Origin of the sequence: Klebsiella planticola ATCC 33531 (assembly GCF_000735435.1) — a bacterium.
Classification (GTDB): domain Bacteria; phylum Pseudomonadota; class Gammaproteobacteria; order Enterobacterales; family Enterobacteriaceae; genus Klebsiella; species Klebsiella planticola.
Genome location: NZ_JMPP01000007.1, coordinates 50,678 through 72,238 on the forward strand (window position 1 = coordinate 50,678; position 21,561 = coordinate 72,238).

General features: G+C 53.4%; 22 protein-coding genes, 1 tRNA gene and 1 pseudogene. 19 read left to right on the top strand and 5 right to left on the bottom strand.

From position 1 onward, the window contains the following. Positions 1–51: 51 nt before the first annotated feature. The 6 genes and pseudogenes from GRPL_RS22830 to GRPL_RS22810 all read left to right on the top strand — a co-directional run bounded on the left by GRPL_RS22830 (position 52) and on the right by GRPL_RS22810 (position 3,975). Positions 52–127, top strand: a tRNA-Phe gene (locus GRPL_RS22830). Positions 128–324: 197 nt separating this feature from the next. Continuing rightward, positions 325–447 (top strand): annotated as a pseudogene (locus tag GRPL_RS28190) (tyrosine-type recombinase/integrase); the annotation flags it as partial. Between the two features lie 243 nt (positions 448–690). Next, positions 691–1,542 carry an SDR family NAD(P)-dependent oxidoreductase gene (locus GRPL_RS22825; protein WP_032698346.1) on the top strand — a complete coding sequence of 284 codons (852 nt, stop codon included), beginning with the start codon at positions 691–693 and terminating at the stop codon, positions 1,540–1,542. Between the two features lie 101 nt (positions 1,543–1,643). Then, complete coding sequence (locus tag GRPL_RS22820; protein ID WP_032697135.1) at positions 1,644–2,213, top strand: TetR/AcrR family transcriptional regulator; 570 nt, start codon at positions 1,644–1,646, stop codon at positions 2,211–2,213. 105 nt (positions 2,214–2,318) lie between these two features. After that, positions 2,319–3,239, top strand: coding sequence for an SDR family NAD(P)-dependent oxidoreductase (locus GRPL_RS22815; RefSeq protein WP_032698347.1), 921 nt, complete (start codon positions 2,319–2,321; stop codon positions 3,237–3,239). Positions 3,240–3,297: 58 nt separating this feature from the next. After that, positions 3,298–3,975, top strand: a complete 678-nt coding sequence (locus GRPL_RS22810; protein ID WP_032698348.1) for an NAD-dependent epimerase/dehydratase family protein — start codon at positions 3,298–3,300, stop codon at positions 3,973–3,975. 18 nt (positions 3,976–3,993) lie between these two features. Here the strand turns inward: GRPL_RS22810 and GRPL_RS28545 are convergent, their stop codons facing one another. From GRPL_RS28545 to GRPL_RS22805, 3 genes are all read right to left on the bottom strand, one after another. Then, on the bottom strand, positions 3,994–4,191 hold the full coding sequence (locus tag GRPL_RS28545) for a hypothetical protein (protein WP_032698349.1): 198 nt from the start codon (positions 4,189–4,191) through the stop codon (positions 3,994–3,996). Positions 4,192–4,468: 277 nt separating this feature from the next. Further along, entirely contained in the window at positions 4,469–4,987 is a 519-nt protein-coding gene (locus GRPL_RS0125485; RefSeq protein WP_032697131.1) for a FidL-like protein, read from the bottom strand. Further along, a complete protein-coding gene (locus GRPL_RS22805) occupies positions 4,977–5,783 on the bottom strand; it encodes a winged helix-turn-helix domain-containing protein (RefSeq protein WP_032689979.1) in 807 nt (268 codons plus the stop codon). Before GRPL_RS22805 ends, GRPL_RS0125485 begins: the two co-directional genes overlap by 11 nt. 640 nt (positions 5,784–6,423) lie before the next feature. On the opposite strand from GRPL_RS22805, the gene GRPL_RS22800 reads away from it, so the two are divergent. The 9 genes from GRPL_RS22800 (at position 6,424) to GRPL_RS22765 (ending at position 15,532) form a co-directional block, all read left to right on the top strand. Beyond that, positions 6,424–6,972: a fimbrial protein gene (locus tag GRPL_RS22800; RefSeq protein WP_032689872.1), complete on the top strand. Its 549-nt coding sequence runs from the start codon at positions 6,424–6,426 to the stop codon at positions 6,970–6,972. Positions 6,973–7,041: 69 nt separating this feature from the next. Then, positions 7,042–7,590: a fimbrial protein gene (locus GRPL_RS26440; RefSeq protein ID WP_072009555.1), complete on the top strand. Its 549-nt coding sequence runs from the start codon at positions 7,042–7,044 to the stop codon at positions 7,588–7,590. 40 nt (positions 7,591–7,630) lie between these two features. After that, positions 7,631–10,111: a fimbria/pilus outer membrane usher protein gene (locus GRPL_RS22795; protein WP_032698350.1), complete on the top strand. Its 2,481-nt coding sequence runs from the start codon at positions 7,631–7,633 to the stop codon at positions 10,109–10,111. A 20-nt stretch (positions 10,112–10,131) separates the two neighbouring features. Next, on the top strand, positions 10,132–10,908 hold the full coding sequence (locus GRPL_RS22790; RefSeq protein WP_032689874.1) for a fimbrial biogenesis chaperone: 777 nt from the start codon (positions 10,132–10,134) through the stop codon (positions 10,906–10,908). A 25-nt stretch (positions 10,909–10,933) separates the two neighbouring features. Further along, a complete protein-coding gene (locus tag GRPL_RS22785) occupies positions 10,934–11,539 on the top strand; it encodes a fimbrial protein (RefSeq protein ID WP_032689875.1) in 606 nt (201 codons plus the stop codon). After that, positions 11,536–12,600 (top strand): fimbrial protein, encoded by a 1,065-nt coding sequence (locus GRPL_RS22780; RefSeq protein WP_032698351.1) that lies wholly within the window; start codon positions 11,536–11,538, stop codon positions 12,598–12,600. The genes GRPL_RS22785 and GRPL_RS22780 overlap by 4 nt, the downstream gene beginning before the upstream one ends. 8 nt (positions 12,601–12,608) lie before the next feature. Beyond that, positions 12,609–13,151, top strand: a complete 543-nt coding sequence (locus GRPL_RS22775) for a fimbrial protein (RefSeq protein WP_032689877.1) — start codon at positions 12,609–12,611, stop codon at positions 13,149–13,151. Between the two features lie 139 nt (positions 13,152–13,290). Beyond that, entirely contained in the window at positions 13,291–14,832 is a 1,542-nt protein-coding gene (locus tag GRPL_RS22770; RefSeq protein ID WP_335198956.1) for a PglL family O-oligosaccharyltransferase, read from the top strand. Further along, positions 14,816–15,532 carry an EAL domain-containing protein gene (locus GRPL_RS22765; protein ID WP_050500290.1) on the top strand — a complete coding sequence of 239 codons (717 nt, stop codon included), beginning with the start codon at positions 14,816–14,818 and terminating at the stop codon, positions 15,530–15,532. The genes GRPL_RS22770 and GRPL_RS22765 overlap by 17 nt, the downstream gene beginning before the upstream one ends. Before the next feature lie 239 nt (positions 15,533–15,771). On the opposite strand, the gene GRPL_RS22760 is transcribed toward GRPL_RS22765, so the two are convergent. Further along, positions 15,772–16,563: a DsbA family protein gene (locus GRPL_RS22760; RefSeq protein WP_032689879.1), complete on the bottom strand. Its 792-nt coding sequence runs from the start codon at positions 16,561–16,563 to the stop codon at positions 15,772–15,774. Positions 16,564–16,797: 234 nt separating this feature from the next. Between GRPL_RS22760 and GRPL_RS22755 the strand changes: the two genes are divergently transcribed. The 3 genes from GRPL_RS22755 to cbpM all read left to right on the top strand — a co-directional run bounded on the left by GRPL_RS22755 (position 16,798) and on the right by cbpM (position 18,840). Continuing rightward, the gene (locus GRPL_RS22755) at positions 16,798–17,481 is read left to right on the top strand and encodes a TerC family protein (RefSeq protein ID WP_032697125.1); all 684 of its coding nucleotides are present in this window, start codon (positions 16,798–16,800) and stop codon (positions 17,479–17,481) included. A 136-nt stretch (positions 17,482–17,617) separates the two neighbouring features. Beyond that, positions 17,618–18,535 (top strand): curved DNA-binding protein, encoded by a 918-nt coding sequence (cbpA, locus tag GRPL_RS22750; RefSeq protein ID WP_032689882.1) that lies wholly within the window; start codon positions 17,618–17,620, stop codon positions 18,533–18,535. Further along, positions 18,535–18,840, top strand: coding sequence for a chaperone modulator CbpM (gene cbpM / locus GRPL_RS22745; RefSeq protein WP_032689883.1), 306 nt, complete (start codon positions 18,535–18,537; stop codon positions 18,838–18,840). The genes cbpA and cbpM overlap by 1 nt, the downstream gene beginning before the upstream one ends. Positions 18,841–18,990: 150 nt before the next feature. On the opposite strand, the gene GRPL_RS22740 is transcribed toward cbpM, so the two are convergent. Continuing rightward, on the bottom strand, positions 18,991–20,337 hold the full coding sequence (locus GRPL_RS22740) for an alpha-glucosidase/alpha-galactosidase (protein WP_032689884.1): 1,347 nt from the start codon (positions 20,335–20,337) through the stop codon (positions 18,991–18,993). Between the two features lie 241 nt (positions 20,338–20,578). On the opposite strand from GRPL_RS22740, the gene melR reads away from it, so the two are divergent. Continuing rightward, positions 20,579–21,517: a transcriptional regulator MelR gene (gene melR, locus GRPL_RS22735; RefSeq protein ID WP_032689885.1), complete on the top strand. Its 939-nt coding sequence runs from the start codon at positions 20,579–20,581 to the stop codon at positions 21,515–21,517. The last annotated feature ends 44 nt before the right edge of the window (positions 21,518–21,561 follow it).

The following is a 21,561-nucleotide window of genomic DNA, read 5'->3' on the forward strand; positions in this document are numbered from 1 at the left end:
CAAGAAATTTGGTTGACGCACAGGATGGATTACGGTTTAATGCGCCCCGTTGCCCGGATAGCTCAGTCGGTAGAGCAGGGGATTGAAAATCCCCGTGTCCTTGGTTCGATTCCGAGTCCGGGCACCAAAATTCATATTAACGGACCTCTACGGAGGTCCGTTTTTGCATTCTAAGCCCGCAGAAATCAACACTTCTACAATATCTTAACTCCACCCAACTCAATCAACTTCACCCCACAGCAAATCCCTTACGAGGGTACAACTGCGCGTATCGTCTGATTCGATAAAATTTATCCCCCTTTTACTCTCAGGAGCCCCCCACCCCTGGCGCTCGATGGCGCTAAAATCCGTGCAGCTAAACCGGATGAAAAAGCTTATCAACTGGCCGACAGTGGCAACATATTTTTGCTCGTTTGCCCTAATGACTCCCGCCACTGGCGATTGCGCTAGCGCTTCCCGGGCCCAGCGAAAAGGCTCACCCTGGGTTTTATATTGATTCATTTATTTGATAAATATAATTTTTCTTCTCATCCCCTCTTCACGCTTTAATAAATTTTATCTCTGCGTATTGCAAATTAAATCGCCAGCCATATAATTGAGTGAGTAGTCAGTCATTTAATTAATGGCCATGACAAACGCAGCAACTCACCGCCAGGCCATGCGCCGAGCTTATCAACCGAGGATACAAAGATGACGTCTAAAACTGAAAAGTGGTTTATTACCGGAGCATCCGGTGGCCTGGGTCTGGCGCTGACCCGTCGTGTGCTGGAGGCGGGGAATACCGTCGTGGCCGCGGTGCGTAACCCCGCCGCGCTGGCCGAACTGCAGCAGCAGTTTGCCGGACAGCTTATCACCGAGAAACTGGATGTGACCGATTATGCCCGCCTGCCTGCTATCGCGAAAAAGCACGCCGATAGCGATGTCATCGTTAACAACGCCGGCGGGGCGATAATCGGGGCGATGGAAGAGTTCACCGAACAGGAAATTGAGCACCAGTTTGCCCTGAACCTGCTCTCCCCGGTACATATTACCCGCGCATTCCTGCCAGCATTGCGCGCTAAAAAACAAGGACGGCTGATCTATATCACCAGCATGGGCGGCCGCGTCGCTTTCCCTGGTGGTGCGTTCTATCATGCCGCGAAATATGGACTTGAAGGGTTTGCTGAAAGCACGGCGCAGGAAGTGACGGAGTTCAATATCAAGGTGCAAATCATTGAGCCCGGCTCCATTAAAACGAACTTCCAGGCGAATGTGCGCTGGACTGAAGAATCCGACGCCTACAAAAACGGTACCGTGGGCCAACTGCGTCGCTGGATTGCCGAACACGGCGAAGAGAGTAACGCAGGTGACCCGCAAAAAATGGCTGATGCCATCTATACCTTGAGTCAGCAGGCAGAGCCACCGCTGAGAACCGTGCTGGGTGCCGATGCTTTCCAAATCCTTAAAGGCAGCTATGAGAAGAGCCTGCAGTCGCTGGAGGAGCAAAAAGCGGTGTCCGTCTCCGTGGTCATCGAAGGTAAAACCGGGTTTATTCCCGAGTAATATTTTTCCCCGTTGTTTGTCTGCGCGGGAGCAAAGCCGAAAATCCATCGGCTAAATCCATTACACTAGGCGGAGATGGTACTAACCCCGGAGACGCTGGAATGGCAAGACCCCTAAGTCCGCAAAAACAGGCGGCACTTCTGGAGGCCGCGGTGGCGATTGTTGCGCAGAGCGGTTTGTCGGCTACAACGGCCAGCATTGCTAAACGCGCGGAAGTAGCGGTAGGCACGTTGTTTACCTACTTCCCCACCAAAGAGCAGCTGCTGAACGAAGTCTATTTAATGCTGAAGCAGGATATGTCTGACCTGCTGGTGACCGGCTACCCGAAAGACGCCGATTTTCACACGCAGATAATGCATATCTGGCGAGCCTACACGGAATGGTCGCTGAAAAATCCGGATGGAAAGCAGGTGCTCAGGCTGCTGACGGTGTCAGATCTGCTTACGCCGGAGACGCTCGCCAGGACGCCGGAGGCGCTGAATCAGGTGGATAAGATGTTTGATGAGGCAATCAAGCAGTCGCTCTTCGCCACCGATTGCAAAACGTTTATCTATGCCATTATTCAAAATATCGCTGATGCCACCAGCGAGCAAATTGTTCGGCATCCGGAAGAGAAAGATAAATTGCTGCAGCTTGGTTTTACTATGATGTGGCGCGCTATTACGGTTTAAACGTAAATAGTTCGCTCGTTCCCTGAATATAACTTAAAGAGTCGGTAGTTTATTTACTACCTGCTCTTTACTGCACTTTTTTTTAAAATTTCAGAGTCATTAAATATGAAGATTAAAACACAGTTTAATTTTAATAGTACTGCCAATGAAGTTATTAAAGGTCAGGATCTCAGCGATAAGCGTGCCGTGGTGACCGGTGCGGCATCAGGCATCGGTCTGGAAACAGCAAGGGCGCTGGCTGGCGCAGGCGCTGAGGTTACGCTGGCGGTAAGGAATATAGAGGCAGGCAAGCAGGCCGCTGAAGATATTATTCGCAGCACCGGCAATAAAAATATCCATGTTGCTTATTTGGATCTCACTGACAGAAATTCTATTGCCGAATTTACTTCTTCGTGGTCCGGTGCTCTGCATATTCTAATTAATAACGCGGGCGTAATGGCCATGCCGGAAACCCGAACCCGGGAAGGTTGGGAAGCGCAATTTGCTACCAACTACCTTGGCCATTTTGCTTTAACCAAAGGGCTATATGGGGCGCTGAAAAAAGCGGGCGGCGCAAGGGTCGTCGTCGTGAGCTCCAGCGGCCATCACTTTAGTCCAGTGGTGTTCGACGATATTCACTACCATATTCGTCCTTACGATCCGTGGACGGCTTATGGTCAGTCGAAAACGGCGATGGTGCTGTTCGCCGTGGAAGCTTCCCGTCGCTGGAAGGAGGAGGGCATTTTCGTTAACGCGGTAATGCCCGGCGCGATTAAATCAAACCTGCAGCGGTACTCGGGAGAGTTACCGGTACCGGAGCACTTGTGGAAAAGCGCCCAGCAGGGAGCCGCCACGTCAATTGTGGTCGCAACGCTACCTGAACTGGAGGGCGTTGGCGGGCGCTATTTCGCCGATTGTAACGAGGCAGAGCTGATTACGCGTACCAGCGGAGACCGCATGACCGAGTTTTCAGTGGTTGCGGGTTGGGCGCTGGATAAAGCCAACGCGTCGCGCCTGTGGGATCTGACGGAAGATCTACTAAATTGATACCAGACGGGCCTCCTGACAGGAGGCCGGCAAACAGAGCTTCGGCAAGAGATAGCGCATGAAAATTGTGATTGTAGGTTCCGGCGGCATGGTTGGGCAGGGTGTGCTGCTGGCAAGCCTGGCGGCAAAAGACGTGAGCGATATTATTCTGCTCGTCAGAAAACAGCCTGAAGGCGAGCATGACCCCCGAATTCGTTATGTGGTGAACGGCGACCTGCTGGACTTTGACGCGGCGGACCCGCTGTTCGACGATGTTGATGCGTGTTTCTTCTGCGCCGGGATGAGTTCATCCGGAGTCAGTGAGGAAGTGTATCGACGCGTCACTTACGACATGACGCTGCGGGTTGCCGGGCAGCTCAAAGCCCGCAGCTCGCAGATGAAGTTTGTTTATGTCTCCGGCGCAGGCGCAGACAGTAGCGGAAAGAGTTCGCAGATGTGGGCGCGTGTGCGTGGCGAAGTAGAAAACAAACTGCTGATGCTGTTTCCCGGCCATGCTGCGATTTTCCGACCTGCGTTTATTTTGCCTACGCCAGAAGTGCAGTCCCGAACCCCGGCTTACCGGCTTTTATATACCGTGGTTGCCCCCGTCATGCGCCTTATCAGCGCCACTACCGGAAAGCGATTTTTATCTATTATCGACATTGGCAACGCGATGCTGAACATCACGCGTTTTGGCGTGGAAAAAACTGTTATGACAAAGCCGGATATTGTGGCCTGTGCAGATCGTCATCGCTGAACCGGGTAACACAGGTGATTAGCCGATGTTAGCCTGTTTGGTCGCCGGCATGCCCGGCGTTTGACCGGTCATGCTGCGGTAGGTAACCGGGGCGGGTAGCGCGATCGGTTCGCTGGCCTTGAGCGAATGCTGATGATCCTTGACAGCAGTCCTGCTCCTGACAACCGCGCTGATGTCACTCGTCGTCCCGGCGATCATTTTGATGCAAACAGGCATGGCCCCGGTATGAAGATGAGAAGTTTGTGGCTAAATACTTTCAGGAGGGAGCAGCGTATATCAGCGTCAAAAGGCCATTCCGAGCCCGACCTCTTATTTAAAAAAACCAACCTAAGGGCTGGTTTTTTTGCTTGCTGCCATACGGACTCTTCATCGAGCTCCGTTCGATTATTCGCGGCACGCCGCTCACCCCTTCGAAGCCAGCGCGTAAACCGCAATCCTTTCTTGCTCTTCTCCTCCCATCAGCGCGTCCCTGCACGAGGAAAGACTCTGTACACTAGCGAGTAAAGTGGTTCATCACACAAGCATAGCGCGGTGAAAACTGATCGCCGATAACGACCGTCTCACTATCAATACGTTTGACCATGTACAGCTTGTCCGCACGCTCATAGGCGTCAAAAAAAAGATAATCGATAGCATCAGGCGCATTATCATCTGGCGACTTTTCACGCCCTGACGGATTAATCGCATACACCCCCGCCGCATGTCCCAGGGGCCGGGAATAACGAAAGAAAAGCTTACGGTCAACAACATACTGACCACTTTCAGCTTTCAACGATCCCTGCACTGACAAGGAAAAATAGCCAGAGTGATAGCTGGTAATCAACAAAATCCCCTCAAGATCCATTTTTGACTTATGTATATCAAGGGACGAACTGAATTCAGATGAACAAGAAAAGCTAATTTCGTTCTTTTTGGCATCTCTGTTCACCAGTAAATAAGCTATCAGCGCCCCCCCAATAATGATGATCACCAATGCCCATAAATAAGGGGATAGATCCCTCTCAGTCTTCATACCACTCCTCACGATGATGATACTGACTATGGCAATGGTAATAACCATTGTTGTATCCACACTCCGCAGCAAATGTCCAGTTGATCAGGTCATAGTTACTGGCCCAGGTATTGAGATAAAGGTCTTTTTTCACTGAACAATCAGGAGTAATACCGGCTTCCTGAAAAATATCCTGAGCTCTCTTCTCGGTAATATTATCGGTGCTGGCATTTCCCAGAATATGAATTTGACATTGCTGCCAGCTGACGGTCCTGAGGACTGAAACATCAACCATCGGAATTTCATCGGGTATCCATGTCCACCAATATGTCGCCAGCACGGCAATACTGGTAATTAACCCCGTCAGACCGATCGTCCAGCGACTCGCTCTCTTTCGGCCTTTTCTGGCATCAGAAACAGCCGCTACAGGCTCCCCCGCTTTTTGCGGCTCCTCCAGCAGTTGAAAATGAATAACAAACTCACCGATTCTGAACCCCATTCGAGGAACCGTTACCACAACCTCAGCCGGGTGTCCGATAGAAGTAATAACTTTACGTATAAAGGAAACATGCTGATTCAGGTTTGCATCGGTTGCTCTGGCGCCATTACGCTGAAAAACATTAAGAAGAATCTCGTCGCGGGTAGAAATGTCGTTACCATTTTGCAACAAATAAAGAAGCAATTGCGATGCGACATTATTGAGAGTACCAGTCTTACCGGATGCAACGTCTTTTAAGGAGTTTTTATGCGGTCTGAATACGATACCATCGCCAATAATTACGGATTTAATCTTATCTATTGGGATATGAGAAACCAATGATGTCTCCTTGATACAGGAATATCCTTGAATAAATGTCTGAGGCGCTAGCATATCACAATTCATTTATCATTTTAGAATTTATCAGAGATCGCTTTATTAGCTATTTCATAACATCTATTTAATATTATACATATAGCCGAATACTTCACAGACAAAAAATGGCTATCCTGTTGTCATCTCTACACTTTGCCCCTCTTTTCTTTTTTCACAAAAAATTTATAAATGTTCTGCGGTAGCCACTTCTGACTAAATAAAAATACAAACGACAGATAAAAACACTATAAATAACGGTAAATACAAAATATAAAACCATTACAAAGATCAAAAAACAAGCAAAACAACATAAACAGTTGATAGGAAGAAGCCACAACAACAGGATCAGCTGAGTTTGATTCAATCCCACATTTTGCGTTGCCTCATTTTTCCACCGACTTAATATAGGTCGCCGAAACAGTGTTGATGGTTGCTTTTGATAATTCCACGTTGATTATTACTTAGCTCACTCGCAGGGGATATTGATGGCCAGGAGCGGTATCACGCTATTGCCTTCAGTCGACAAAGGTATTTCAGGCAGGACATTCCTTTGCCTCAACACATTGTTGTAATAACCCAAACAGAAACAAGGTCTAGAATAAACATGAAAATGAAAAATGTAGCTGTCGCCTGTGCGCTGATGGCCGGTATGACATTGACGGCAACTTCTTCTTACGCGGCGAAAAGCGTCGACCCGACCAACGGGAAAATTCAATTCTCCGGTACGCTGGTCAATTCAGCCTGTGGCCTGGCGCCAGAATCCAGCCCGGTACAAGTTAATTTTGGTGAGATTCCAACGTCTCAGTTAAAAGATAACCAGCGCGCAGGAACCAGACACGCGAAGATCGTCCTGCAGGGATGCGATACCACCGTGGCTAAAACTGCCACCGTGACTTACACCCCGGCAACAATCGATCCGGACAACGCAGCTCTGGCCGCCTTCACCTCCGGCACCGCTCAAGGCGCAGGTATCGGCATGGTTGATAGCGGCAACCAGGATGTGAAATGGGGCCAGGCAGCATCTCAGGTCAATATTACTGACGGTGAAACCGATATCGATTTCGTGGCTTATTTACAGGCCAATAACGCCTCTGCAGCAGTCACTCCGGGTGACTTCGAGTCTACCGTAAACTTCCAGATCGACTACCAGTAACGATATCGGGCAGGTGCATCGCTGCGCCTGCTTAGAACTTTATATCCAATAGATAAAGGGAGCGCAGCGATGCCTGGATGGCGGACTCTACTGCTTTTGATTCTCCTGCCATCAACATGGACCCTGGCGAGCACCAGTAAACTAGCTAAAACGCCAGGTAAAATGCATTTACAGGGGAAAATAATAGAAGCCGCTTGCTATGTCGATCATGATGACCAGGAATTGTTAGTTGAATTTCATAATATTTCTGCGAGAGATATTAGCAATGCCCCTGAAAATATTTCAGCGCATGATTTTAGTATTCATTTACTTGGCTGTTCATTAGGGGATTCACAACATCCAGGCAGTATATTTCATAGTGCCAGCATCACTTTTTACAATGCATCACAGAGCAATGATAAAGATGATTTAAGTGTGAAATCTGATTCCGGAGATTTATCAATTACAATCTTTGATAAATATGGAAATCCCATTCATATGGGGATCCCCTCCCCAGATTATGTACTGAATCCAGGTAAAAACACGCTCCGATTTACAGCACATTTAGTTTCCCCAAACGGATATATCCGTTCCGGTGAGTTTAACGCCAGCATGCATTTTGTTGTGAATTATCTGTAAGCCGTTCTGGTAATAAGGTCCTGAAGGTTAGCAAACGAAGATGACTACGCTGAATACATCCAAAACGCTTCTGGCACTTTTCATTGCCCTGGCCTGCACCTCTTTTTTTCCCGCTGCTGCAGACGAAACCATTGAATTCAATACCGCCGTGCTGGATGCCAGTGACCGACAAAATGTAGATTTACAGCGTTTTTCCGAAGGTAACTTTGTGGCTCCCGGAGATTATCTGCTGGACGTGCACATCAACGGCCAGGAGATCGCTCAGCAACAGGTCCGATATATCTCCGATGTTGACCATCCGCATAAGACCCTGGTCTGTCTCAGCCCGCAGCAGCTCGAACTACTGGCGCTGAAAGAGGATGCACTGAAATACACCCGCCCACTTGCAGAGAACTGTCTCGATATCTCACACCTACCCGGCATAGCGCTGAACAATAGCGCCGGCGTCCTCGATATTACCGTCCCCCAGGCGTGGATGAAATATACCGACCCAAACTGGACGCCACCCGAACGTTGGGACAACGGCATAACCGGGCTCATTTTTGACTACAACCTTTCCGGGCAGGCAACGCGCTATCAACAGGATGGCGGCAGTTACCAGTCCCTTTCAGGTTACGGGCAGACAGGATTTAACCTCGGCGCCTGGCGTGTACGCAGCCAGTATCAGGCGAATTATACCTCTGACACACAAGGCACACGCTTCGACTGGGATCAATTTTACGCCTATCGTCCCCTGCCTATGCTGGCGGCGAAGCTGACGCTTGGCGAGATCTATTTAAACTCACAGATATTTGATTCTGTTCGTTTTACCGGAGCCAACCTCGCCAGCGACGAGCGTATGCTGCCGCCGAATTTGCAAGGTTATGCCCCGCAGGTCCACGGCATTGCCAAAAGCAACGCCAAAGTCACGGTGAGCCAGCAGCAGCATGTGATCTATCAGACCACCGTCCCGGCAGGGCCGTTCAATATCGAAGATCTGCGCAGCTCGGTGCGCGGCACGTTGGATGTTCGGGTGGAAGAACAAGATGGCACGGTTCAAACCTTTCAGGTCAATACGGCTGATATTCCCTACCTGACGCGTCCGGGTTATATCCGTTACAACGCCGCCGTGGGGAAGCCCTCGCGTTACGACCATCACCTTCAGGGGCCGGCGTTTTATAGCGGCGACTTTTCATGGGGAATGAGCAACGCGTGGTCGCTGTATGGCGGTGCGCTGCTGACCGGCAATCGCTATAACGCGGGGTCCCTGGGCATAGGGCGCGACCTGAGTCTGCTGGGCGCCCTCTCGGCGGATGTCACCCAATCGATCAGCCGGATAAAAAATCAAAACCAGCAAAAAGGATTGTCCTTCAAGCTCAGCTACGCCAAAACCTTTGATGAATACAACAGTGCCATTACCTTTGCCGGCTATCGTTTTTCCCAGCGGAACTTTCGCTCTTTCTCGCAATTTCTGGATGAGCAGTACGAAAATAACGACAGCACCGGGCGTGAAAAAGAGATGTATACCCTCACCGGGAATACCACCTTTTTTGCCGACGATCCTCGTCTTGCCACCACGTTGTATCTGACTTATGCCCATCAGAACTATTGGGATCGACGTTCGCAGGATCGTTATGGTCTGTCGGTCGGGCACACGTTCTCGTTTGCCGGTATGGAAGGGATCAGCGCTAACCTTGCGGCCTATCGTTCTGAGTATCAGGGAAAGCGCGATGACAGTCTGTCACTTTCCCTGTCGATCCCGTGGCGAGACGGACGCTCGACAGAATATCAGTTGCAAAACAGCGGTGGCCGCTCCAGCCAGATGGTTTCTTATTCCGATAACCGCGATCGCAATAATCCATGGCGAGTACGTGCGGGTCTGTCAGAAGACGGGCGAACGGCCTTTGATGGTTACTACCAGCACCGCAGCATGATGGCGGAACTAGAGTCTAACCTCAGCTGGCAACAGGACCGCTATATCTCGGTTGGAGGGACGGTGCGCGGTGGTTTTACCGCCACGCGGCACGGAGCCGCCTTCCACAATAGCCAGGCCTCAATGAACACGGCCCGCGTGATGGTCGATACCGACGGAGTTGCCAACGTTCCCCTCAATGGTCAACAGGCCCACTCAAACCGCTTTGGGATTGCTGTCGTGCCCGACATTGTCAGCTACAACAGCTTTGATACCCGCATTGACGTCGACGCGATGGCTGAGGACATCGCCGCCACTAAAGCCATTGTCACCAGTACGTTAACGGAAGGAGCCATTGGGTATCAACGCTTTGCGGTAGCACAGGGTGAAAAAATGATGGGGTTGCTGCGTCTTGCCGATGGCTCAGCCCCGCCTTTTGGCGCAGAAATTTTTAATGCTAACGGCGTCAGCGTCGCCATGGTCATGGACAACGGGGAAAGCTGGATCGCGGGGGTCAAACCCGATGAAACGCTCTCCGTTGTGTGGGGAGGCCAGACGCAATGCCACCTGAACGTTCCCCGACACATTAACCCACAAGGCAATGTCTTGCTGCCTTGCCACTCCTCTTAACCAGAAAAATGAATACTGCGATGAAAAACCAATCCTCTTTTCCTATACGTCGGGTGCTGATGTCAGCCACTTGCGGCCTGCTACTGGCTGCGGTAGTCCATTCGGCCTGGGCCGGCGTCGCCCTGGATCGTACCCGTTTGATCATCACCGGGAACGATCGCTCAGTGAGCGCCAGTTTAACCAACACCAGTCCCTCAACGCCCTTCCTGGCGCAATCCTGGGTGGAAGATGCCAGCGGCGCCAAAGTGACCTCTCCCCTTATGGTTCTTCCCCCCTTACAGCGCATTAACGGTGGGCAAAAAGGAATCGCCCGGGTCACCAAAACCAGCGGGATTACCTCCCTTCCGCAGGATCGTGAAAGTTTGTTCTATCTCAACGTGCGCGAAATTCCGCCGAAACCGGATAAACCCAACGTTTTGCAGCTGGCGATGCAGTCGCGCATCAAGCTGTTTTATCGCCCTTCGGCGATTGTGCCGCCAGAACCGGGGACAGTCTGGCAAAACCAGCTGGTCTTCCACAAAAACGGCAGCCAGTGGTCGGTAGACAATCCGACCCCCTACTTCATCACGGTCATCGGTCTGAGCCGCAAAACCGAAGCGGAAGGCAGCGGCAGGCTAACAAACTTCCCGGGGATGATGGTTGCCCCTAAATCATCGCAGAAGTTTAAGGTTACCGACGCCGGGATCGGTCAGTTCGTCATGATGTATGTGAATGATTTTGGCGGCCATCCGGAACTGAGATATCGCTGCACAGGTGATATTTGCCGGGCATTGCCAGCCGATCAACAACCCCGGTAACAGGATTCATCAGGGAGATTCGTTAATGAAGAAGCGACTTTGCATCCTGCTGCTGGCAGGGTGCTCCTGCTCCATTCAGGCCGATAACGGGCACCACGACATGAGCCATGTCTCAGGTGAATATGGCGACGTCCGCTTTCACGGGCGCGTTTATGTTTCACCCTGCGTACTGGACATGGCGTCCCGCGATCAAAGTATTAACCTCGGAGATATTCCGGCGAGCGCTTTTCACCAGGCAGGCGATCGTAGCCGCCCGGTTCTCGTCACATTGTTTCTCAATGACTGCCTGAAAGGTTCGAGCCACACCATACGGGATCTCCCGGGACAAACCTCCGCTACCCCACCGCTCGCACGTAGCACGCGGGAGCAAGGCATTTCCCTCACGCTGATGGCGGAAGGCGCGTGGGAAAATAGCGATCTTGCACGCATCCACGGCGATGTTCAGGGAGCGGGGATCCGCGTCATGACCGAACACCAGCAGCTTATCCATCTCAATCAGCCACAGCGCATGTGGATGATTAAACCTGGAAATAATGCGCTTCACTTTCTCGCCGCGCTGGAATCCACCGGACCCGAGGTCAGCGCCGGTGCCTTTCAAGGACTGCTCAGATTGAAGCTGGAGTATCTATGACCCTATTGTTCAAAGCCCTGCTTGGCGCCACGCTCTCGTCCATGACCCTGGCTGCATCGGCATTCACGCAAGGAGAAGGCGAGCCGCAAGGGGGGATGCCGCATCAGTATGATATCGAGCTGAAATCGTTAGATATGGATAAAAACCATATTGGCGGACGTACCAGTCCTTTCAACTGGAATCTGAACGGGCAATATGTGGTTAATTTTCATTGCCCTGTTGAAAATATCAGTCGCGGGGCTATCCATTACTCAACGCTTTCCACCATGCCGCTCTCATCAAACGGCCCCAATCGCTATCGTCTGAATGAATATCTGGATGTCGAGGTTTCGGTGTGGATTGCCGGAAACTATCGCGGCTACGTACCCGCTCCCTTTACCAATGTGTCAAATCGCCTGACCAACAATTCATGTTCGAAACGCAACGGCGTCTCTACGGTCAGAAACGTCGAAAGCGGCTCCAAAGGGAAAGTGGTATTTATCGTCACCAAACCGATCATTAACGGGATCAACATCGCTTCGCAGTCGCTTCTCGACGTCGCGGGACGAATGGGAACCGCCGGTCCGACGCCAACGACCTCTATTTCACGGGTGGTGATTAAATCCGGGATTATTACCGTTCCTGATAAATGCACATTTAATCGTGGCGATAAAATCACGGTTGAATTCGGCAATTTACCCGGGTCGAACGAGAAGCTTAATGGGGTCAACTTTAGTAAATCGATCCCCATCCACGTCCAATGCGAAGGCGGAAGCTTTGATCAGGGCGCGCTGAATATCAATCTGGCCGTCCAGACGAGCACAGCCTCCGGAACCGCCGGATTTAATAACCAGTTTCTCGGCACCCTGAGTAACGGGCAGAAACGCGACGATCTTGGCATCATCCTCAAAGACGAGGGTGGCCGTACCGTGGTACCCAACCAGTTTTATAATGTGAAAGGATTTTATCAAAATCAGGGCGACTGGAATCTCACCGCCGCTCCCATCGCGAATCCTGGCGCAGGAAGTGTGAAAGAGGGGGAATTCGAAGCCTCCGCAACCGTTGTGGCACAGTTTCAGTGAGGCGCCCGATGACCTACCGGATACTCCCGGTGCTGCTCTCTTTATTCCTGAGCGGCGCCGTCAATGCGGAAACCAAACTTGTCGGCGGCGATATGCATTTTCATGGCACCGTCATGGCACTGGCCTGCAGCCTTCCGCCCAACGCAGACAAGATTGAAGTCGATTTTGGACAGATCGCCGCGAAAGACCTTTACCTGAGCGGACGCAGTCAGCCGCAGGCATTCACGATCCCCTTACGTGATTGTAATCCCGACGTTTTCGCCACTATTTCCGTCACCTTTAACGGCACTGAAGATGCAAATTTACCCGATCATCTGGCCTTGAACAGCGGCGGTCCCGGAAGTGCCTCTGGCGTGGCGATAGGGCTGAGTGAGGAGGACGGCGCCGCCATTCATCTGGGCCAAAGCACCTCCCGACAGGCCATTACCGAAGGCCCCATGGCGCTACACTTTCTGAGCTGGGTCGAGGTGGAGCCTGATGCCCTGAAAAATCAATCCATCGAGTTTGGCCCGTTCAGCGCCAGCGGAACCTGGACGCTAAATTATCAATAGCATGAAGACCTCCTCTTTATCGCCTCACCGCTCGGGACAGCGTTTGATAATCGGCCTCAGCACGGCGTTCTGGGGTATCACTCTCCACCTTTACTGGCCAAATAACGGTGGAAGCGGGCTGTCACTGCCGATGAATATCATGGCGTGGCTCTACGCCGGGCTGATAATGGGCGGTGCATCCTGTTTGTTATCCCGCCGAAGATGGCGCATCACGACGCCATCGTTGTTCATTATCGCAGGCACCTTCCTCCTGACGCTGCTTTGCCTGTTGACGCCTGCGATCTGGCGTTCGGAAGCCATCCTCGTTGCCGGTGCGATAACCGGCGGCGCATTGTTTTATCTGGTTCTGCTGCAAATTCCGCTGACAGGCAAGGTCTTCACTCAGTTACTCACAATCCTGTGGGGAGCAAGTCTGCTCGAATGCGGCATATTCACCCTTCAGTACCTGCATCTGCCTCTGGCGCAGTTCTGGGAATTTCCCTGGTGGCGAGACGCGCGCCCATATGGCATTTTTCAACAGGTCAACCTGATGGCCAGCTTCACGGCAAGCGGAACTCTGCTGTCCGCGACCCTCGCCTTACGCACCGGCGCCCGATGCCGTATTGCCATCGGCGCAGGCATGCTGTTAATGGGGTTTGTGCTGCATGAAAGCCAGTCCCAGACCGGATATCTGTCACTGTTTATCGGCTGGTTTCTGCTGCTGTGTTGCTTTCCTGCACGGCGGCGGCTGGCAGGATTATTGCTGCTCCTGATTCTGGGCATGGCGCTGGGGGAGTGCGTACGGCGCCTGCTATCCGTCGCGATCATCGATCATCAGACCTCCACCCGCACCCGCTGGGAAGTCCTCCGCGACTGCTGGACACTGTTTACTCATCATCCCTGGATGGGCTCCGGAGTCGGCAGCTTTCCCGCCCTCTTTCTGATGCATTTTGGCCACACGGGGCTGAGCCGGATTGCTCACCCGCATAATGAACTGGTGCTATGGCTGGTTGAAGGCGGCATGGTCGGGCTGGCCGGCACCGCCTGTTTTATCTCTGCCGGATTCAGGCTCTGGCTGGCTGGCAATGTCTGGCGTCGCGCCTGCTTACTCTGCGCGGTTCCCGTCTTGATCCATATGTTGACGGAGTACCCCGTCTGGCAATCGACGCCACACTGGTTGTTGTTGATCCTGCTGATGCGTTGTGCGGATCGCCCGATAAAAGGAACACAGCTCGCCGGGGTGACCACAATGACGATCCGCACCTTGCTCGCGCTGCTGACCCTGATGGTGATCCCACTGCTGGGAAAAACGCTGCACATTCAGCAGCAGCTGACCGCCATTGAACGACAGGGAGAGCAGTGGCGGCTTCAGGCCCAGGTTCCTCCCGGTGGCTGGCTTCTGAGGTCCCGGTATCAGTTCGATATCCACATGGGCTACCTGCAACGTTATCAACAGACGAAGGACGAACGGTGGCTGAACGCCTTTCGGCACTGGGCCTCCCGCTACGTGCGTGTCCATCCCGATCCGAATGTCTCATTCACACGCATTTTGATTGCCCAGCATCAGCACGATTTTGCGCTAGCCCGCCACCTGGCGCACCGCTTTTATCTCGAGTACCCAAAAGACCGCCGCATCCCCTGGCTACAGGACACACGGCGCCCCTTCAATCACAGAAACAATGAACATGAGCAGAAAGATTGAGAATGTCCGATTCCCGTCAGAGATGAGCCATCACCGGGAACTGAGCCCGGTTTGCGGGATCCGGCTCGAAATGATCCACTTTTTTGCAGATTCTGTCTCTAACGTCACTGAAGTGCTAAGTCAGATTCAGACGAAACTCTCGCCAGATGCATTCTTTCGCCATCTCTCTGTTCAGGCGAAACAACAGTTATTTTTGTGGCAAATCCAACAAGTTATCGCATTACCAGGCCGTTTCTCTCTCAACATGTCACTCAACATGATGACTCAGCCAGCGTTTATCCAGGCGCTGATTGCGCAGGGGCGTCCAACGCGGATTATTATTGAAATACAGGACCCTGGTAATATGCTGCACCTTGCCAGGGACGAACGACAAATCGTACTGGCAGCGATACGTACTCTCTATCGAGCGGGGTTTAAAGTCTGGCTCGATGATTTGTATCCGCATCAGGTACCGATTTGGCAGCGCACGGGGATGCGTTTTGACGCGATAAAAATCTCCAGCGAGCTATTTCACCAGCTCAGAACAGCAGAACCACAGCTGGCCGCGCTGATTGCACGCTATCGCGAGATGGGCGAACGAGTCGTCATTGAGGGAGTTGAAACCGGACAAGATTACGCGCTCAGCCGTAACAGCGGAGCCGATGCCGTACAGGGATTTTTACTGCGCGCTCCCCTGCCAATCGCACATCTTCTCAGTTAACCGACGGCACGAATACAGGCACGCAAACATTGCCTGAATGCAACAAGATAATCCCGCAGCTGCCCTGACTTCCTCACCATATTCCCGTCAGCGCTCTCTTCCAGACTGCCACGTCATAAGCGCAGACTAAGGATGGGCTCTGCCAGATGATTATGCCGATGCGGTGCGCCCTGCTGAGCATGATGTGAAAAACCCACCGCCAGGTGGGTTCTTGCGGCGATGAATCCGACTATAAATACTCAGTTGCCGCCAGCCTTCTTAATCGCCGCATCCAGCGAGTCTTTATCAGCCAGACCCGGGAAGACGGTAATCGTGGCTTCGGTCGCGCCGGTGGTCGGCATCACGATTACGCCCGGCGTTCCGCTTAAGCCAATCTCCTGCGCCAGCTGGTTGGTGCTCTCGAGGGCAGCCGCAACATCCGGCGCTTTCTTCGCGTCGAAATTCACTTTCTTCGCCTGCTGCTGCACATCCGCGGCCGTCAGCTTCCCTTCGTTATGCCCGGTGGCGTAAATCCCGTTATGGTAGGTCAGGTAAGCTTCCGCGCCCTTCTGCTGGTAAATTTGCAGGCCCGTCTTCGCCGCCGTCAACGAGGTCTCCCAGCGACTGCCGAAAATGGGCCACTCTTTAAACGCAAACCGGGTCTGCGGATTTTCTTTAATCACCTGCTCCATCACCGGCGCCAGACGGCTACAGTAAATACACTGATAATCAAAGAATTCGATCACGGTCACCTTGCCATTGGCCGGTCCGTAGGTCGGGGTATTTTTATCCTGGGTCAGCGCAGCCTGGTTTTTAATCACGGCCTGAGTTGCCGCGCTCGCCTGCTGTTCCTGCTGAATCTGCTGAAGCTTCTGGCTCGCCTGCAGCAGCACCTCCGGATGCGCGACTAAGTAATCCGCGGCAATTTTGCCAATGCGGGCTTCCTGCTCCGGGGTAAAAGTTGCTGCCGGCGCCTCCGCGGCAATGGCCAAAGCCGGAAGAAGCGTGGTGCCCAGCAACGCGCCAATCAATATTTTTTTCGTACCAGCCATGAGGATAATCCTTGCGATGAGTAAACGGCAGGTGGGTCTGACAAAACAAAGTACCATCCTTTTCCAGTGAATCATCCCGGCACGATGCATTGATTCGTAACTTTTTTTTTCAATATCGCGCATGGGCGACCCCAGCGCTCTTTTGCCGGGCAGTGGTCAATGCGTCAGAACAGAGGTACGCTTGCTGCGCTTTTTCCCTTGAGGATACTTTTTTTAACATGATATGAGTCAGGCATGAACGAGCTATTCAATCAGTGGGATGTTGTTGTTATTTTGCTACAAATCATCGCAATCGATCTGCTGCTGGGCGGCGACAATGCGGTGGTGATCGCCATGGCGTGCCGCAAGCTGCCGCCCGAACAGCGTACCAAAGCGATTATTATTGGCACCTTCGGCGCCATTCTGGCCCGCGTTCTGCTGTTGGCCATTGCCGTCTACCTGCTCTCTCTGCCGTGGCTGAAAATTGTCGGGGCGCTCCTGCTGCTGTGGATCGGTATCAAGCTGGTTGCCCATCAGGATGAAGATGAAGAGATCGGCAGCTCAGGCAGCCTGTGGCGGACCGCGGTCACCATCACGGTGGCCGATGTTATTATGTCGATGGATAACGTGCTGGCGGTCGCCGCCGCCGGGAAAGGCCACCTGCTGCTGGTCGCGTTGGGCGTATTGATCAGTATTCCGATCATCGTGGCAGGCAGTAAGCTGGTACTGGCCATCCTTAACCGCTTCCCGGTTGTTATCCTGCTGGGAGGCGCCCTTATCGGCTGGATAGCCGGCTCGATGTGGGTTACCGACCCCACCATCGTACGCCTGTTTCCGCAGGCACCCGATGCGCTACCGCTTATCGCCGGCGCCCTCGGCGCGGCGCTGGTGCTGCTGGAAGGACTTCGTCGCAACGGCCGGGCGCGTCCGGCCAGCTAAGCGCCCGCCGCTGACAGACGCCGTCAATCCCGACGGCGTCAAGTTTCCGCCAGATTCCTTCCCTACCGGCACTCATTTGCCCTAAGCTTATGACTGAAAGTCGTGACCACCGCAGCAAGTCAAATGAGATAACGCCATGGAATTAAAGGATTATTATGCCATTCTAGGGGTTAAGCCAACAGACGATCTAAAAACAATTAAGACCGCCTACCGCCGCCTGGCTCGTAAATATCACCCCGATGTCAGTAAAGAAAGCGATGCCGAAGCGCAATTTAAAGATCTCGCCGAAGCCTGGGAAGTCCTGAAAGATGAACAGCGCCGCGCCGAATATGACCAGCTCTGGCAGCACCGCAACGACCCGCAATTTGGCCGCCAGCAGCACTCCCGCGAACAAAGCTACAGCCAGCAGGATTTTGACGACATCTTCTCGTCGATGTTTGGTCAGCAGGCGCACCAGTCCCGCCGCCAGCATGCCGCCCGCGGCCATGATTTAGAAATTGAAGTCGCGGTGTTCCTTGAAGAGACACTGGCCGAGCAGACGCGCACCATCAGCTACAAACTGCCGGTCTATAACGTCTTCGGAATGGTTGAAAGCGAAACACCGAAAACCCTGAATGTGAAAATTCCCGCCGGGGTCAGCGACGGGCAGCGTATTCGCCTGAAAGGTCAGGGAACGCCGGGAGAAAACGGCGGACCGAATGGCGATCTGTGGCTGGTTATCCACATCGCGCCGCATCCGCTGTTTGATATTGTGGGCCATAACCTGGAAATCGTTCTGCCGCTCGCACCGTGGGAGGCGGCGCTTGGCGCCAAAGTGACCATCCCGACGCTCAAAGAGAGCATCCTGCTGACCATCCCGCCGGGTAGCCAGGCGGGACAGCGTTTACGTATTAAAGGGAAAGGGCTGGCCAGCAAAACGGCCACCGGCGATTTATATGCCGTGATTAAAATCGTCATGCCGCCCAAACCGAATGAGAAAGCCAGCGCGCTCTGGCAACAGCTGGCCGATGCAGAGGCCGGCTTCGAGCCGCGTCAAGCATGGGGGAAAGCATAATGGCTAAAATGGCAGTGACCTTTACGATGACGGAGTTTTGTCTGCATACCGGCGTTTCCGAAGAGGATCTGCGGGAGATCGTCGGCCTGGGCGTGATTGAACCACGCCAGCCGCTGACGGAGGTCTGGTTGTTCGACGATAGCGCGGTGATGATTGTCCACCGCGCGATGCGCCTGCGTCGGGAGCTGGAGCTGGACTGGCCGGGTATCGCGGTGGCGTTAACGCTGCTCGATGAGAATGCGCGGCTGACCCGCGAAAACCGGCTGCTGCAGCAGCAGCTGGCCCGTTTTCTGGCGCATAGTTAAGCCGGTAGCACAGCAGGCTCTTCTGCCATGGCCCGCCTGCGCGGGTCAACAAAAGACCAGGCATCTTTTGATGGCCTAAAACCGGTAGGCCGGGCAAGGCGCTGGCCGCCGCCCGGCAGAAATGCGACGCCCTGCCTCATACAGAACCGCCTAACGATGTACCCACTCCGGCAGCCAGTCGCCGTGGCTGGCAATCAAATCGTCCACCAGCGCATAAATCTCTTCGATGCCCAGCGCGGCAGAGGTATGCGGATCCATCATCGTGGCGTAATAGATGTAGTCCCGGTTCTCGGTAAGAATGGCCTCGGTCAGCAGAGTCTGGACGTTAATATTGGTCTGCATCAGCGCCGCCAGGTGCGCAGGCAGCCTCCCGACTTTGGTGGGCTGAATGCCGTTCGCATCCACCAGACAGGCCACTTCCACGCAGCACCCTTGCGGCAGGTTGTCGATCAGCCCCTCGTTGCGCACGTTACCGTACACGACGCTCGGCTCACCGGTCCAGAGGGCGTTGATGATGGTGCTGGCATACTCGCGGGAGGGTTTAATCTCAATCCGCTCGCGGGTTTTATACTGCTCCAGCTCTTTGTGCCAGTTGGCCACCTGCTCCACGCAGCGTTTTGGATATTCGTCCAGCGGCACCTGATAGCGTTCAATCAGATCTTCACGCCCCGGCTTGATAAACCACGGCGTATATTCCGCGAAGTGCTCTGACGACTCCGTCACGAAGTAGCCCAGCTTTTTGAACATCTCATAGCGAACAATATTCTGGCAGCGCGAGTTCTCCCGATGCTTCGGCGCCCGCCCGTCGGCAAAGGCCTGCAGCATATCCGGATAAATGCTGACGTAGCTGCCGTCGGCCCGTTTTTTCTCCAGCGACAGATAGAACGCCATATGGTTGATGCCCGCGCAGCGATAGCGCAAATCCGCCGGGTCGAGATCGAGATCGTGCGCCAGTTCTTCCGCCGTTCCCTGCACCGAATGGCACAACCCCACCTGTTTAATATGCGGATAGCGCGCATACATTGCCCAGGTATTCATCGCCATCGGATTAACGTAGTTCAGCATGGTCGCCTGCGGGCACACTTCCGTCATGTCCTCGCAAATGCGCCACAGGTGTGGAATGGTGCGTAATGCGCGCATAATCCCGCCCGGGCCGAGCGTATCGGCAATGGTTTGTTCCAGGCCATGCAGCTTACAGACTTCAAAATCGGTGACGGTACAGGGCTGATAGCCGCCAATCTGAAAAGCCACCACCACAAAATCCGCATCCTTCAGCGCAGTTCTCTGCTCGCGATGGCAGCTAATTTCACCGTCGGCGCCGACGGAATCCATCAGCTTACGCACCACAATGTGCGACTCTTCCAGCCGGGTCGCATCGATATCCATCAGCGCAACGTGCGCCGATTTCAACGCCGGGCGCTGAAAAACGTCACCGAGAATATTTTTGACGAAAACCGTTGAGCCAGCGCCGATAAACGTAATTTTTGGGGCAGACATAGTGCTCTCTCCATCAGGTCATTGAACCCCTGCAGAGTGGCACGTCCGCGCGGCTTCCCGCTGCCCTCTTCCCGACAGAGCATTCCCGGAAACTCAGATTGGCGGCGGGACAACACGAAATCTGAGTTTATGGGAACAAATCGGCGAAAAAGTAGAGAAAACGGGCCGTTTAATCCGCTAAGATACCGGCATACCGGTGCAAAAAACCAGCAAGTGTGATGATTCAGGAACCCACGCCGTCATGGAACAAAACCGCCCGCCTTCGCGCCACGACCCGCATATGAGCAGCAGCGACGAGAAACAGACCCGCAGCCCGCTGGCGCTCTATTCCGAATATCAGCGGATGGATATTGAGCTGCGCCCGCCCCACGCGATGGCCACCAGCCACTGGCATGGCCAGGTGGAGGTCAACGTGCCGTTCGACGGCGATGTGGAGTATCTGATTAACAATGAAGCGGTGCTCATCAAACAGGGCTATATCACCCTGTTCTGGGCCTGTACGCCGCACCAGCTGACTCGCCCCGGCAATTGCCGACAAATGGCTATCTTTAATCTGCCGATGCATCTGTTTTTATCCTGGCCGCTGGATCGCGAACTGATCAATAACGTCACCCACGGCATGGTGATTAAATCGCTCTCCGCCCAGCAGCTCAGCGTCTTTGAAGTCCAGCGCTGGCAGCAGGAGCTCAACAACGACAACGAACAGATTCGCCAGCTGGCGATCGATGAAATCGCGCTGATGCTTAAGCGCTTTAGCCTTTCCGGCTGGCAGCCGATCCTGGTCAATAAAACCTCACGCACCCACAAACACAGCGTCTCGCGGCATGCGCAGTTTTACGTCAGCCAGATGCTGGAATTTATCGCCGCCCACTACGATCAGGCGCTGACCGTCGATGCCGTTGCCGAGCATGTCAAACTGAACCCCAACTATGCAATGGGCATTTTCCAGCGGGTGATGCAGCAAACCATGAAGCAGTACATTACCGCGATGCGCATCAACCACGTGCGCGCCCTGCTCAGCGACACCGATAAGACGATCCTCGACATCGCCCTGACCGCCGGTTTTCGCTCCAGCAGCCGCTTCTACAGTACCTTTAGCAAGTACGTTGGTATGCCGCCGCAGCAGTATCGTAAGCTCAGCCAGCAGCGCCGGCAGGGCCTGCCGCCCGCGCAGCCATAAACGGGCATAAAAAATGCCGCCGGGGAAGCCCACGGCGGCATGAT

Coding starts and splice junctions, on each gene's coding strand:
- GRPL_RS22825 (WP_032698346.1), top strand. CDS start 691: ATGACGTCTAAAACTGAAAAGTGGTTTATTACCGGAGCATCCGGTGGC.
- GRPL_RS22820 (WP_032697135.1), top strand. CDS start 1,644: ATGGCAAGACCCCTAAGTCCGCAAAAACAGGCGGCACTTCTGGAGGCC.
- GRPL_RS22815 (WP_032698347.1), top strand. CDS start 2,319: ATGAAGATTAAAACACAGTTTAATTTTAATAGTACTGCCAATGAAGTT.
- GRPL_RS22810 (WP_032698348.1), top strand. CDS start 3,298: ATGAAAATTGTGATTGTAGGTTCCGGCGGCATGGTTGGGCAGGGTGTG.
- GRPL_RS28545 (WP_032698349.1), bottom strand. CDS start 4,191: ATGCCTGTTTGCATCAAAATGATCGCCGGGACGACGAGTGACATCAGC.
- GRPL_RS0125485 (WP_032697131.1), bottom strand. CDS start 4,987: ATGAAGACTGAGAGGGATCTATCCCCTTATTTATGGGCATTGGTGATC.
- GRPL_RS22800 (WP_032689872.1), top strand. CDS start 6,424: ATGAAAATGAAAAATGTAGCTGTCGCCTGTGCGCTGATGGCCGGTATG.
- GRPL_RS26440 (WP_072009555.1), top strand. CDS start 7,042: ATGCCTGGATGGCGGACTCTACTGCTTTTGATTCTCCTGCCATCAACA.
- GRPL_RS22795 (WP_032698350.1), top strand. CDS start 7,631: ATGACTACGCTGAATACATCCAAAACGCTTCTGGCACTTTTCATTGCC.
- GRPL_RS22790 (WP_032689874.1), top strand. CDS start 10,132: ATGAAAAACCAATCCTCTTTTCCTATACGTCGGGTGCTGATGTCAGCC.
- GRPL_RS22785 (WP_032689875.1), top strand. CDS start 10,934: ATGAAGAAGCGACTTTGCATCCTGCTGCTGGCAGGGTGCTCCTGCTCC.
- GRPL_RS22780 (WP_032698351.1), top strand. CDS start 11,536: ATGACCCTATTGTTCAAAGCCCTGCTTGGCGCCACGCTCTCGTCCATG.
- GRPL_RS22775 (WP_032689877.1), top strand. CDS start 12,609: ATGACCTACCGGATACTCCCGGTGCTGCTCTCTTTATTCCTGAGCGGC.
- GRPL_RS22770 (WP_335198956.1), top strand. CDS start 13,291: ATGGCGTGGCTCTACGCCGGGCTGATAATGGGCGGTGCATCCTGTTTG.
- GRPL_RS22765 (WP_050500290.1), top strand. CDS start 14,816: ATGAGCAGAAAGATTGAGAATGTCCGATTCCCGTCAGAGATGAGCCAT.
- GRPL_RS22760 (WP_032689879.1), bottom strand. CDS start 16,563: ATGGCTGGTACGAAAAAAATATTGATTGGCGCGTTGCTGGGCACCACG.
- GRPL_RS22755 (WP_032697125.1), top strand. CDS start 16,798: ATGAACGAGCTATTCAATCAGTGGGATGTTGTTGTTATTTTGCTACAA.
- cbpA (WP_032689882.1), top strand. CDS start 17,618: ATGGAATTAAAGGATTATTATGCCATTCTAGGGGTTAAGCCAACAGAC.
- cbpM (WP_032689883.1), top strand. CDS start 18,535: ATGGCTAAAATGGCAGTGACCTTTACGATGACGGAGTTTTGTCTGCAT.
- GRPL_RS22740 (WP_032689884.1), bottom strand. CDS start 20,337: ATGTCTGCCCCAAAAATTACGTTTATCGGCGCTGGCTCAACGGTTTTC.
- melR (WP_032689885.1), top strand. CDS start 20,579: ATGGAACAAAACCGCCCGCCTTCGCGCCACGACCCGCATATGAGCAGC.